Source organism: Nostoc sp. FACHB-892, assembly GCF_014698795.1.
Classification (GTDB): domain Bacteria; phylum Cyanobacteriota; class Cyanobacteriia; order Cyanobacteriales; family Nostocaceae; genus Nostoc.
This window is the reverse complement of sequence record NZ_JACJTR010000020.1, coordinates 80,814-94,272: the sequence shown is the minus strand read 5'-3', so window position 1 is coordinate 94,272 and position 13,459 is coordinate 80,814. Positions and strand designations below refer to the sequence as shown.

Below are 13,459 nucleotides of genomic sequence, written 5' to 3'. Positions count from 1 at the left end.
TTTTTTAAAGTTTAGAATAAGCTGTCATTTTGCTTGATAAAGACTTAGTGTAGATCAAGAGTTTTAGTAGTGATGATTTACACCGTCGCATTTGATTTTGCTATGTTTATCAAGGTGCGACAAAATTGCTGATTTCTAACGTTGCAAGATAGCGCCAGATTTTTGATCAATAGTTTAAGAGTATTAACGGTTTGTTATGTCTCCAAATGAGGTAACGATGGCTCGATATCAAGAAACTACACAGACTGAAACTCTACACATACCCCCAAGCATTACTTCCAGAGGCGTTGCTGCAACTGAATTACGTCCTTGGGGTGCTTTTACAGTTTTAGAAGAAGGGCGCGGATACAAAATCAAACGCATCGAAGTTAAGCCCGGACACCGCCTCAGTCTACAAATGCACCACCACCGCAGTGAACATTGGATTGTCGTATCTGGTACAGCTAGGGTAACTTGTGGCGAGAAAGAAGTGCTACTGAGCAATAATGAATCAACCTATGTACCCCAATGTACATCTCATCGTTTAGAGAACCCTGGTGTGATCCCCTTGGTGTTAATTGAAGTGCAAAATGGCGAATACTTGGGAGAGGATGACATTATCCGCTACCAAGATGACTATGCCCGTACTAAGGATTAAAGCTCTAATTTAAAAACTTAATACATTTTTGTGCAAACCGCCTTTGGTGAACACCGCACCCCAGAAGTCCCCACCTAGTTAAGGTAGGGACTGAAGCACATTGTGCTATAAATGTAGTAATAGCGATCGCGCTCATAATTTGGATAATCTGGAATATTTGAGAAGCGAGAGTTAACCCATCTGTCTGTAAAATGAAGATGGGGTATTTAATTGCAAAAAACGAGTTCCATGATTCATCTGAGTCAAGCAGCCGCCAGTGAAATTGGACGAATAAAGTCCAAGCAGCAGGCAAATGTGTTGTTTCGATTGGCAGTCAAACCAGGTGGTTGTTCCGGGTTATTTTATGATATGTCCTTCGATGAAGCAATAAAAGTTGGCGACCAAGTTTTCGACTTGGATGAAATTAAAGTAGTTATAGATGTTGGTAGCTTAAATTACCTCAACGGGTTGAGGGTGGATTATTCAGAAGACTTAATGGGTGGTGGTTTTCGCTTCGACAACCCGCAAGCGATGGCAACCTGTGGTTGTGGTAATTCATTCTCTACAACTAGTCAATAGTCCTTAATTAGCGATCGTTTGCCAATAAATAATAAAAGAAAAATGACCAATGATTAGGGAAAAATAACAATTGACATAAAACCATAAAAAAAGATATAATTAGGATTTGTTAAAACTTAGACATATAAGCAGCTTTACGCGCTGTAACTCATGCCAACAATACAGCAGCTAATACGTAACGAGCGCGAACAAGCGCGTCAGAAAACCAAGTCCCCGGCTCTGAAACAATGCCCCCAACGTCGGGGAGTTTGTACCAGAGTATACACGACCACACCAAAAAAGCCTAACTCAGCTCTACGTAAAGTAGCAAGAGTCAGGCTTACCTCTGGATTTGAAGTCACAGCTTATATTCCAGGTATTGGTCACAACTTACAAGAACACTCAGTTGTAATGATTCGTGGCGGTCGGGTAAAGGATCTACCAGGCGTGAGATACCACATTATCCGTGGCACCCTAGATACAGCCGGAGTCAAAGACCGCAAACAAGGACGTTCCAAATATGGAACCAAGCGTCCGAAAGAAGCGAAAAAATAGGATTAGACGATTAATCGAACCCAACACGATTAATCGTCTACCTGAGAAGTGCCGAAGTACAAAAAGCTATCAGGGTCTGTGTTCTAAGAGCAGTGATAAAAACTGCTCAAGTCTGTTAAAAAAATTAAGCAAACTACACCTACACTAAGCGAGCAAGTGTAGAAGTTCTGAGGATAACGCTGTAATCCACAGCAAAATTCTAATCTGGACATTGAGGTTTAGAATATTATCGCCTTGAGTATTTAATTGCAGGTAGCAAGTCAATGAATTTTAGATTATTAGATTTGCAATTTTGGATTGGTCGAACCCACAAGGGGATGAGGCTTATAGACTTTTGATTTTTTCCAATCCTTGTGGTCGGAACATCTACCAAAAACTCTAATCCAAAACTGGCAGTCAAATAGGTCAGTCTTGCTGCAACAGTCAAAAACAAAATTGAGAAAGTCTGAGGGTTGGGTTCCACAGCTTTTACTTTCCGGTGTCTGATAGCATATAATTTCGTTGCCAATTCCGAATTAAAGGTGAAGTATGTCTCGTCGTGGTGTTATTCAAAGGCGCCCAGTTCCGTCTGACTCCGTATATAACAGTCGCCTTGTGAGCATGATTATCAGGCGGATCATGCGTCATGGCAAAAAATCACTTGCCGCACGGATTGTTTATGAAGCGTTGAAAACTATTGAAGAACGCACTGGTGCTGGTGCTTTAGAAACCTTTGAAAGAGCAGTGCGAAATGCCACGCCTTTAGTAGAAGTAAAAGCTCGGCGAGTAGGTGGAGCAACCTACCAAGTACCAATGGAAGTGCGTACAGAACGCGGTACTACCCTAGCACTGCGTTGGTTAGTGCAATATTCTCGGTCGAGACCAGGCCGGACAATGGCAAGCAAACTGGCAAATGAGTTAATGGATGCTGCCAATGAAACTGGCAATGCAATTCGGAAACGCGAAGAAACGCACCGGATGGCGGAAGCTAACAAAGCATTTGCACACTATCGTTATTAAGTAAAAAAGCGATATATCGCGTTGCTGAAGCGGTATATCGTAAGATTTACAAAAAAGACGGTTTTCCCTAAAAGTATAGAATCTTAACAAAGAGTAATATACAAGATATCATGAGGCAAAAACTATAGGAGGTAGCTGTGGCACGCACGATCCCGCTAGAGAAAGTACGCAACATTGGTATTGCGGCGCATATAGATGCGGGCAAAACAACAACAACAGAGAGAATATTATTTTACTCTGGGATAATTCATAAAATTGGCGAAGTTCATGAAGGAACTGCCGTCACAGACTGGATGGATCAGGAGCGGGAGCGGGGAATTACGATTACTGCTGCTGCTATCAGTACCAGTTGGAAAGATCATCAAATAAACATTATCGATACTCCGGGTCACGTAGACTTCACAATTGAAGTTGAGCGTTCCATGCGCGTGTTGGATGGTGTAATCGCAGTATTTTGTTCTGTGGGCGGCGTGCAACCGCAGTCTGAGACAGTGTGGCGGCAAGCAGAACGCTACAAAGTTCCTCGGATAGCCTTTATCAACAAGATGGATCGCACCGGAGCGAACTTTTATAAAGTTCACGATCAAATACGCGATCGCTTACGGGCGAATGCGATCGCTATTCAACTACCAATTGGTAGTGAAAACGACTTCCAAGGTATTGTTGACCTAGTACGGCAACGTGCGTATATTTACGCCAATGACCAAGGTACTGATATCCAAGAAACGGATATTCCGGAAGAATTACAAGCCCAGGTAGACGAATTCCGCACCAAGCTAATAGAAGCCGCAGCAGAAACCGATGATGCTCTGATGACTAAGTACTTCGAGGGCGAAGAACTTACAGAAGAGGAAGTTCGGACTGCCCTGCGTAAAGGTACAATTGCGGGGACGATTGTACCAGTACTTTGCGGTTCAGCATTTAAAAACAAAGGCGTGCAGTTGATGCTGGATGCTGTTGTAGATTATCTGCCAGCGCCAAGTGAAGTACCGCCAATTCAAGGCTTACTGCCCAATGGTGATACTGTTGAGCGGCGGGCTGATGACAACGAACCCCTAGCAGCTCTGGCATTCAAGATTATGGCTGACCCTTATGGTCGCCTGACATTTGTTCGCGTTTATTCTGGTGTCCTGAAAAAGGGCAGCTACGTTCTCAACGCTAGTAAGAATAAAAAAGAACGGATTTCCCGCTTAGTTCTAATGAAAGCAGACGATCGGCAAGATGTTGACGAACTGCGGGCGGGTGATTTAGGAGCAGCTCTTGGATTAAAAGACACCTTGACAGGTGATACGCTCTGTGATGATGGATCACCAGTAATTCTGGAATCCCTATTCATTCCTGAGCCTGTGATCTCGGTGGCGGTAGAACCCAAAACCAAGAACGACATGGACAAGCTGTCCAAGGCTCTGCAATCTCTCTCAGAAGAAGACCCCACCTTCCGTGTCCGCGTCGATCCGGAAACAAACCAAACCGTGATCGCGGGGATGGGAGAGTTACACCTAGAAATTCTAGTAGACCGAATGTTACGAGAATTCAAGGTGGAAGCGAATGTAGGTGCGCCTCAAGTAGCTTACCGAGAAACAATTCGGAAAGCCGTGAACAAAGTTGAGGGCAAATTCATCCGCCAAAGTGGTGGTAAAGGTCAATACGGTCACGTTGTGATCAATTTGGAGCCTGGAGATCCCGGTACTGGCTTTGAATTCGTCTCCAAAATTGCCGGTGGTTCAGTACCTAAAGAGTACGTTGGCCCCGCAGAACAAGGAATGAAAGAAAGCTGTGAATCCGGTGTTCTAGCTGGATATCCCTTGATTGACGTTAAAGCCACGCTAATTGATGGGTCATATCACGATGTAGACTCTTCGGAAATGGCTTTCAAAATCGCTGGCTCAATGGCGATGAAAGAAGCTGTATTGAAAGCTTCACCTGTCATCTTAGAACCTATGATGAAAGTTGAGGTTGAAGTTCCTGAAGACTATATCGGGAACGTCATTGGCGACCTCATCGCCCGCCGAGGGCAGATTGAAAGCCAAAGCACCGAACAGGGACTTGCTAAGGTCGCATCCAAAGTTCCACTGGCGACCATGTTTGGCTACGCCACTGATATCCGATCAAAAACGCAAGGTCGGGGTATCTTCACGATGGAGTTCAGCCACTACGAAGAGGTGCCTCGCAGCGTAGCTGAAACTATCATTGCAAAAAGCAAAGGGAACGCTTAGTTAAAATAAGGAAATGAGCATTCATGGCACGCGCAAAGTTTGAAAGAAATAAACCCCACATCAATATCGGTACTATTGGCCACGTTGACCACGGTAAAACCACGTTAACAGCAGCTATCACCTTGACCTTGGCAGCTCTTGGTCAAGCTACAGCTAAGGGCTACGATCAAATCGATAACGCGCCAGAAGAAAAGGCACGGGGTATTACCATCAACACTGCTCACGTTGAGTATGAAACCGAAAATCGGCACTATGCTCACGTAGACTGTCCTGGACACGCTGACTATGTGAAGAACATGATCACCGGGGCTGCTCAGATGGATGGAGGTATCCTCGTAGTAGCTGCTACCGATGGTCCTATGCCCCAAACCCGCGAACATATTCTGTTAGCAAAACAAGTGGGCGTTCCCAGTCTAGTTGTATTCTTGAACAAAGAAGACTTGATGGATGACCCAGAACTCTTAGAACTAGTTGAACTAGAACTTAGAGAACTATTAAGTAGCTATGATTTCCCTGGCGATGATATCCCCATTATCAAAGGCTCTGGTCTGCAAGCTCTTGAAGCAATGACCAAGAATCCTAAGACCAAAAAAGGCGAAAATCCTTGGGTAGATAAAATCTACGAATTGATGGACGCTGTGGATTCTTTTATCCCCACTCCTGAGCGGGATGTTGATAAGCCCTTCCTGATGGCTGTAGAAGACGTATTCTCAATTACAGGTCGTGGTACTGTTGCCACCGGTCGGATTGAACGGGGTGTTGTCAAAGTTGGCGATAACGTTGAACTAGTGGGTATCAGAGATACTCGCGCCACTACCGTAACTGGTATTGAGATGTTCAAGAAGAGTCTGGAACAAGGTATGGCTGGAGATAATGCTGGCGTACTACTCCGGGGTATCCAGAAGGCTGATATTGAACGGGGTATGGTAATCGCCAAACCAGGTTCAATTAAACCTCACATGGAATTTGAAGGTGAAGTATACGTCCTAACAGAGAAAGAAGGTGGTCGTAAGACTCCATTTTTCGCTGGCTACCGTCCCCAGTTCTATGTACGGACAACCGATGTAACTGGTACTATCAAAGCCTACACCTCCGATGAAGGCAAAGAAGTAGAAATGGTGATGCCAGGCGATCGCATCAAGATGACAGTAGAATTGATCAACGCGATCGCTATTGAACAAGGAATGCGCTTCGCTATCCGCGAAGGTGGTCGCACCATCGGTGCTGGTGTCGTCTCCAAAATTCTCAAATAGCACCTTTTCGCTCATAACAAAGGAGCAGAGATGGTATAATGCCTCTCTGCTCCTTTCTCTTCCCTCCATAAATAAGGTAATAGGTTACAGGGGACAAGTAATAGTTTTCTGTAACCTTTACCCTGTAACCTTTAACCTGTAAATACTCCCTTAATTACGCAGAACCTGGACAATTAAAGATGGCAACTCTACAGCAGCAAAAAATTAGAATTCGCTTACAGGCTTTTGACCGACGCTTATTAGACACATCTTGCGAGAAGATTGTAGACACAGCTAACCGCACCAATGCTACAGCCGTAGGCCCAATTCCTTTACCAACAAAACGCCGGATCTATTGTGTACTGCGATCACCTCACGTAGATAAAGATTCACGAGAACATTTTGAAACTCGTACTCATCGCCGGATTATTGACATTTATCAGCCTTCTTCTAAGACTATTGATGCCCTGATGAAATTGGATCTACCATCGGGTGTGGATATCGAAGTTAAACTTTAATTTAGTCATTGGTCATTAGTCATTAACAAAGGACAAAAGACAAATGATATTAGTATGAATTTTTACATGGCCCTGAAGAAATATATCTCAGGGCTTTTATTTAGCTAGGAAACAAATGATAGAATGTAGATAAAGTACGGGAAAAGCAGAGAAAAATAAATTTTAAAGATTAAGTTTATACCAAGGTAACAATGACATCATCTTCTAAAATTGCAGTTCGTGAACTACCTCTGTTCCCGTTACCCGAATTAGTTCTGTTTCCTACTAGACCATTGCCTTTGCACATCTTTGAATTTCGCTACAGAATCATGATGAACACGATTCTGGAGAGCGATCGCAGGTTTGGTGTTTTGATGTTCGATCCAGCCACAGGTACAATTGCAAACACTGGTTGCTGTGCCGAAATCGTTCATCATCAACGATTGCCAGATGATCGGATCAAGATGTTGACGTTAGGGCAGCAAAGATTCCGTGTGTTAGAGTATGTTCGTGAAAAGCCATACCGCGTTGGCTTAGTTGAGTGGATTGAAGATCAACCACCCACAAAAGATTTGCGACCTTTGTCTTCTGAGGTAGAACAACTACTGCGAGATGTTGTGCGTCTGTCAAGTAAATTAACCGAGCAAAATATCGAACTACCAGAAGATTTGCCTGACCTACCAACAGAGTTATCTTATTGGGTAGCTAGTAATCTTTACGGTGTTGCTGCAGAGCAGCAATTGTTGTTAGAAATGCAAGATACTGCAACTCGTTTAGAGCGGGAAGCAGAAATTTTAACCTCTACTCGTAATCACTTGGCAGCTCGCGCTGTTCTTAAAGACACATTTAATGAAAAGTGATGAGTGAGCAGTTAGAACTGAGAAGTTAGGAGTTAGGAAGAAATAACAAAAAATAATTTATATTCTCTAGTTGATAACTGATAACTAAGGTGATTTCTGACAAAGAATATACCCAGGTTGACGAGTTTCGACTTCTCTGTAAGACGCTACGGAAAGGCTCAACTCTCAATCCCTTAGTTGGTTCAGTGAAGTCGAAACCAACGGCGACGGTAGATTTATTAACGGAAATTGTCCAAGCTTGTTAGCTCGTAATTCTTAACTCTTAACTCCTCAAGTAAAAGCGCTGATCGGCAAAACATTGTAAGCGCCAAGAATTTTTAAAATCTCTGTGTGGATAGTTAATTCTGCTAAAGCAGATTGCATTTGTGTTTCCTTGGCATCCGCTTCTAAATCCATAAAAAATAAGTATTCGCCTAGCGATCGCTTCGTCGGACGAGATTCAATCCGGCTGAGATTAATTCCTAGTTGAGCAAATATTTGTAAAGGTTTGACCAATGCTCCGGGTGTGTTGGTAGGCATACTAAAAGCCAGCGATGTGTGGCTAGCATTTGTTGTTGATGCTTGATATCCAGCGTTCACTTCACCCTGACTTACTACCCAAAAACGAGTACAGTTTTCTGGATAGTCGTTGATGCCGCTAGCAAGTATTGGCAGGTTGTATAGTTGAGCGGCTCTACTAGAAGCGATCGCTGCTATTGTTGTTTCTTCTTCCAATCGCTGTAGTGCTTCAGTTGTAGAATTGCTGGGAATAATCTGTACAGTCGGAAGAAACTGCTCTAACCATCCCTGGCATTGTGCCAAAGCTTGCGGGTGAGAGTAAACAGTTTTAATCTTATCTAAGCTAGACGCGCAAGAAATTAACATATGGGCAATGGGTAATACCAAAGCCAACTGAATTCGCAAGCTGTCTAACTGCCACAGTGTATCCAGTGTTGTGGTAACACTCCCTTCAATAGAATTTTCCACTGGCACAACAGCTAAGTGGGATTGACCATCTGCAACGGCGTGCAGTGACTGGGAGATGGTGGGATAGGGAGATAATGTAGCTTCAACTCCTGTACTTTTGGTTAGCCAGTTGGCATAAAAATTAGCTGCTTGTTCTGCATAAGTGCCAGGAGGTCCTAAATGTGCGATCAATAAAGTCATCCTTTTAGCCTTGAGTTACAAGTTTAATGCGTAAACAGAGATTATGATATTTTGGATTTGGCAAATATAGCAGTTCTAAATTATTTGTAAAAATAAATTAACCGCAGAGGCGCAGAGAACACAGAGAGAAGAATGGGAGATTTTCACGACTCATTTAGAATTGCTATATATCCAACATCTACTCTTACTAAACACTGTTATCTCTAAAATTTACGCACTGAACTAATAGACCGAAATAAATATCGAGGAAAACAAGTTATGGAAATCAACTTTCTAGCGAATAGATTTCCTGGCAGTTTTGTTGCTAAATTCTTCTAAAAAATTTAAAAGCAATCATATTGGTTTCTGACTTAATACTCACGCATACTCTGGTTTTTGTGTCAAGGCTTAAATTCTAATCTATATTTATTGAACTAAAGATAGTGATCAGCGTACCAACTTTTTGCTAGTGATGTATAGCTGATAAGCAACAATCATTTTTATGTTCAAGAAATTTTGTACTTTTCAATAATCAGCTTTAATTTATTAAAAAATATTAAAATTAAGAAACAGATATTTTTATTCGCTCATGGCTACCCGGTTTACTGCCTCCCAATCGGTTGAAATCGCTGTTCCAGAGCAGCCTATTCCCATTCAGCACTACTTACGCCAGCCTCAACGTCTGGTTAAGGCTTTGGCTGATAACAGTCGGATTGAGCAGCTTTCTGAGGAAGTATTTCGCTTGAAAATGCGTCCGTTAACTTTTATGTCATTGAGTATTCAACCTACTGTAGACATGAGAGTTTGGGCAGAATCAAATGGAATAATTAATTTGCGATCGCTCGGCTGTGAAATACTGGGTTTCGAGTATATTAACCAGCGCTTTGCTCTCAATTTAAAAGGGCATTTGTCTCCTAAAGAGTCAAGTACTGGCACTCGCCTGCAAGGAAAAGCTGATTTAGAAGTGTTGGTGGATTTGCCACCGCCATTTTCTTTTACTCCCAAGCCGATTTTAGAAGCTACTGGCAATGGTTTGCTCAAAAGCGTGCTGTTGTCGGTGAAGCAACGCTTATTAAATCAACTTTTGGCGGATTATCGCTACTGGGTGGTATCACAAACGAGAGATAGAGGATTTGACGATGACAATACTGAATTGCCAATCCTGAACGCTGAGTAATTAAATAATTACTCAGCGTTCGGTATTTTGATTTGGCAAGGACGAAAAGACTGACGATGTAAGGGCGAAGGGCCGTATTGTTGCAGAGCTAGCAAATGCCGCTGGCTAGCATAACCCTTGTTACGCTCCAGGTTGTACATAGGGTATTTTAATGCTAGACGCAGTACTAGTTCGTCACGCCAAACCTTGGCAACAATACTAGCAGAGGCAATAGCGAGCGATCGCTCGTCGCCCTTAACTATTGTTTGTTGTGGCAATAACAAGTCTTTGATTGACTGATTGCCATCAACCAAGCAAATTGCAGGCTGTACCTTTAACTTCAGTACAGCCCGCTTCATTGCTAATAGTGTCGCTTGCAAAATATTTATCTTGTCAATTTCGGCAGTAGAAGCAAACCCAATTTTCCAGTCTATAGCCAGCCCACAAATTTGCTGCGCTAGCTGAGTTCTACGCGAACTAGATAACTTTTTACTGTCTTTAATTTTAGCTGCCATCAGTATTGGCAAAGCATGATCTGGTAGGATCACTGCTGCCGCCACCACAGGGCCAAATAGAGCACCTCGCCCTACTTCATCCACACCTGCAACCAATCCTGGAATCCCTGACAAGGTAGAAAACTCCAGCCAATTGGATTGTTCCAAAGGCGTTGGTGACGTTTCTACCATAAGGCAAATTAATTATCCTCGATCGCTGAGGAACGACGGCGGCGGCGACGGCTAGCAGTGGCGGCGCTGTTCGCATCATTTTCATCTGCGATGGCGTTGGCGGCGAAAGCTTTTGTAGGGAAACGTTCCGAGGGGCTAGCAGTCAACTCAGATGGTTCAGTTGCCTCTTCTATCAAAGATTTTTGTTCTGGCTCAATAACTTTTGGAATTGGTACTTTGGTTACAATTACTTCTGGTGTTACTTTTTGGGTAGTAGTTGATTCTGAGGTTGATTCAGTTGGAGCCGTTGGCATTTGACCAGGCTGAATCACGTTAATAATCACAGACTTGGTGTTTTTAACCTCTTGGTCTAACTTCACTAAGGGAGATATTCCCATCAAAGCAAACATATCCTGTTCTTGAAGGCTCATTTCTACAGTCCTAATCTCCGGTGGTTCTACCACTGGTTTGACTGGCTCTGCCTTGATAATTTTAGTACGCTCTACAGTGCGCTCTACTCTTTCACTCCAACCTGGTTTACCAAGGGTGGGCGAGGGGAAATCTGGTGCAACTCCTAGTTCTGGTTCAACATCAAGGTCTAAGTCTGGCTCATTAACAAAAGGCAGTGGATTGGCTACAACCCGAGCTTCATCTTTCCCGTTTAACCCATTGATGCCAATTCGACTGCGGCGAGTGCGGGTACGACGCTTATTATCATTAAGGTCTTGATAACTAGGATGATTGATCAGATTTAAATTACTCAATTCTGAGTCGCTGTCAAATGTTTCCCCAAATCCATCATAGGTTTCTCGTGGTTCTGGGATGCGGGCAGCCGGCTGACGTGGTTCTCGGTGAGGCAAGGACACAAAACGCTCACGCTCACGCTCTGGTGTTTCTGCTGGTATTGGTAATCGGTTTTCGATTTCTCCAGGCAGACGCACGGTATGTCCTAAACCGCCACAGGTGGGACAAGTTTCACCAAACAATTCGTAAATGTTTTGACCCTGACGTTTGCGAGTCAGTTCTACTAAACCCAGTTCGGTTAATTGGGCAATCTGCGGACGAGCTTTGTCTGCTTTGAGTGCTTTATTAAAGTGTTCGAGAACTTGTAGTTGGTCACGTCGTGATTCCATATCAATAAAATCAACAACGATCACTCCGGCAATATTCCGCAGACGCAACTGGCGAGCAATTTCTGTTGCAGCTTCGCAGTTTGTCCACAAAACTGTTTCTCTAGCTGTTGCCGATCGCGTGAAGGAACCTGAGTTAACATCAATTACGGTTAATGCCTCTGTCGGCTCAATGATGATGTAGCCTCCCGAAGGTAGGTCTACTCTCGGTTTGAGGGCTTCTCGAATCGCGGCACTGATGCGGAAATACTCTAGAATTGGGGAGCGATCGCGATGATGGTCAATCAACAATCCTTGCGGTGTTTGACCTCCACTCCAGTTCTGTAAGTACTGCTTTACGCGCTTCAAACCAGTACTGGAATCAACGACAATCCGGTTGACATCCGCGCCGTACATATCCCGCAATACGCGCTGAATGAAGTCATCGTCACGGTTGAGTAGGGCTGGAGCACGAGTGGAATGCGCTTCCTGCTGGATGGCCTCCCATTGCTTTTGCAGCAATTCCAAATCTTCCATAATCGCTTCTTCGGGTTTGCCTTCGGCTTCTGTGCGCACAAGCAAACCCATTCCCGCCGGTTTGACCAAAATTGCCAGTGCCCGCAAGCGGTTGCGCTCACTTTCACTTTTAATTCGTCGGGATAAATTTACGCCTCTACCATAGGGCATCAGTACTACATAACGTCCGGGTAAGGTGATGTTACCCGTGAGCCTGGGCCCTTTTGTCCCCGTTGGCTCTTTCATTACTTGCACCAAAACTTTCTGTTGTGGTGTTAGTAATTCTGTAATTGCTGCTGCGGTACGCTTTAGCTTCAATGGTCCCAAGTCGGTGACGTGAATAAAACCGTTGCGCTCTGGGTCACCAATATTGACAAAAGCCGCATCTATCCCAGGCAATACGTTTTCTACTACTCCTAAGTAGATATCACCTATTTGGTGATGACCTGTAGCAACAACTAGTTCCTGTATTTGATCTTCAGAAAAGACAGCAGCAATTTGGTGCTGCTCCGCGATGATAATTTGTTTTGGCATTCAATTTCCTCAAAATTGGCAGCACCAATAGGTCTGGAGGTTTGTTTTACCTTTGTTGCCCCTGCAACCCTCAAAAGGCGCTACTGATAATAAAAATCGCAAACGTGAGCTTCTAAATTAAATAGCTATTGGCGCTCTTAAGAGCATTTTTACGGCGGATTATTCCAGAACAGCTGCATGTTTAAGCAATTAAATCAACCGTCCGTGGTTGATTTATGATGCAATACCCTCAATAAAGAGAGTTTTGAGTTGAAAGTTCCGAATCCTGAGTGAGTTTTTAACTCAGGAAGCTTCATTTGAGAGTGTTCTACTGATGTCGTTAAGAAAAAGAAACTATTTCTATTTTCCATTCCCCGGATTTATCCTTAGGGTTATACTCAGCAACGCCAGCTGCTACCCTACTTTAATTTAAGCCGCGCTTTGCGCGTATGTGAACGTCTGCAAATTCGGCCTAACTGATGACAGTTGTTTACCCTACGGGAACGCCAAGGGCGAACAACTCTAGAAAAGTAGCTCACTAGCTCTTGGGCACTCCTGTGGATTGAACATTCAGCAGTTGTTTAAAAAGCATGGATTTAGAGAAGCTAACCGAGCCTGCTGTTAATTACTGATTCACAAGGTAGCTATAGAGAGAGTGTGTTCTTTAATCTGCCTCAGTTTGTCTGGGATAAAATCCTAGAAGTTGCACTCTAATATCTTTGCTTTCGCTCCCTGAACACCAGGGTAGTGAATCAGCTAATTCAATGCAGCGTCAGAAAATTTCTCTTCACCCCATTCTAACGCAACCTTGCTAAAAATCAATTCCGACGTATGCCATTTTA

13 protein-coding genes are annotated in these 13,459 nt (G+C 43.6%); 10 read left to right on the top strand and 3 right to left on the bottom strand.

All coding sequences use genetic code 11. The annotated features are described in order from the left end of the window. The first annotated feature begins 217 nt into the window (after nt 1–217). The 9 genes from H6G96_RS23880 (at nt 218) to H6G96_RS23840 (ending at nt 7,778) form a co-directional block, all read left to right on the top strand. Entirely contained in the window at nt 218–637 is a 420-nt protein-coding gene (locus tag H6G96_RS23880; RefSeq protein ID WP_190914194.1) for a cupin domain-containing protein, read from the top strand. Between the two features lie 228 nt (nt 638–865). Next, nucleotides 866–1,195: an iron-sulfur cluster assembly accessory protein gene (locus H6G96_RS23875; protein WP_190914114.1), complete on the top strand. Its 330-nt coding sequence runs from the start codon at nt 866–868 to the stop codon at nt 1,193–1,195. A 150-nt stretch (nt 1,196–1,345) separates the two neighbouring features. After that, the gene (rpsL, locus tag H6G96_RS23870) at nt 1,346–1,729 is read left to right on the top strand and encodes a 30S ribosomal protein S12 (RefSeq protein ID WP_012410236.1); all 384 of its coding nucleotides are present in this window, start codon (nt 1,346–1,348) and stop codon (nt 1,727–1,729) included. A gap of 528 nt (nt 1,730–2,257) precedes the next feature. Continuing rightward, nucleotides 2,258–2,728 carry a 30S ribosomal protein S7 gene (gene rpsG, locus H6G96_RS23865; RefSeq protein WP_190914111.1) on the top strand — a complete coding sequence of 157 codons (471 nt, stop codon included), beginning with the start codon at nt 2,258–2,260 and terminating at the stop codon, nt 2,726–2,728. Between the two features lie 137 nt (nt 2,729–2,865). After that, the gene (fusA, locus tag H6G96_RS23860) at nt 2,866–4,944 is read left to right on the top strand and encodes an elongation factor G (protein WP_190914108.1); all 2,079 of its coding nucleotides are present in this window, start codon (nt 2,866–2,868) and stop codon (nt 4,942–4,944) included. A gap of 23 nt (nt 4,945–4,967) precedes the next feature. Further along, the gene (gene tuf, locus H6G96_RS23855) at nt 4,968–6,197 is read left to right on the top strand and encodes an elongation factor Tu (protein ID WP_190914106.1); all 1,230 of its coding nucleotides are present in this window, start codon (nt 4,968–4,970) and stop codon (nt 6,195–6,197) included. Between the two features lie 179 nt (nt 6,198–6,376). Beyond that, nucleotides 6,377–6,694, top strand: coding sequence for a 30S ribosomal protein S10 (gene rpsJ / locus H6G96_RS23850; RefSeq protein WP_017320518.1), 318 nt, complete (start codon nt 6,377–6,379; stop codon nt 6,692–6,694). Between the two features lie 191 nt (nt 6,695–6,885). Beyond that, on the top strand, nt 6,886–7,533 hold the full coding sequence (locus H6G96_RS23845; RefSeq protein WP_190914103.1) for an LON peptidase substrate-binding domain-containing protein: 648 nt from the start codon (nt 6,886–6,888) through the stop codon (nt 7,531–7,533). Nucleotides 7,534–7,622: 89 nt separating this feature from the next. Then, nucleotides 7,623–7,778 (top strand): hypothetical protein, encoded by a 156-nt coding sequence (locus tag H6G96_RS23840; protein WP_190914101.1) that lies wholly within the window; start codon nt 7,623–7,625, stop codon nt 7,776–7,778. Between the two features lie 25 nt (nt 7,779–7,803). Here H6G96_RS23840 and pheA read toward each other — a convergent pair whose 3' ends face one another. Next, complete coding sequence (gene pheA / locus H6G96_RS23835; protein WP_190914099.1) at nt 7,804–8,679, bottom strand: prephenate dehydratase; 876 nt, start codon at nt 8,677–8,679, stop codon at nt 7,804–7,806. Nucleotides 8,680–9,247: 568 nt separating this feature from the next. On the opposite strand from pheA, the gene H6G96_RS23830 reads away from it, so the two are divergent. Beyond that, the gene (locus tag H6G96_RS23830; protein ID WP_190914097.1) at nt 9,248–9,835 is read left to right on the top strand and encodes a DUF1997 domain-containing protein; all 588 of its coding nucleotides are present in this window, start codon (nt 9,248–9,250) and stop codon (nt 9,833–9,835) included. Nucleotides 9,836–9,843: 8 nt separating this feature from the next. On the opposite strand, the gene H6G96_RS23825 is transcribed toward H6G96_RS23830, so the two are convergent. Together H6G96_RS23825 and H6G96_RS23820 are read right to left on the bottom strand one after the other, a co-directional pair. Continuing rightward, complete coding sequence (locus H6G96_RS23825; protein WP_190914095.1) at nt 9,844–10,500, bottom strand: ribonuclease HII; 657 nt, start codon at nt 10,498–10,500, stop codon at nt 9,844–9,846. 8 nt (nt 10,501–10,508) lie between these two features. Then, nucleotides 10,509–12,638, bottom strand: coding sequence for an Rne/Rng family ribonuclease (locus H6G96_RS23820; RefSeq protein WP_190914092.1), 2,130 nt, complete (start codon nt 12,636–12,638; stop codon nt 10,509–10,511). Nucleotides 12,639–13,459 lie beyond the last annotated feature (821 nt).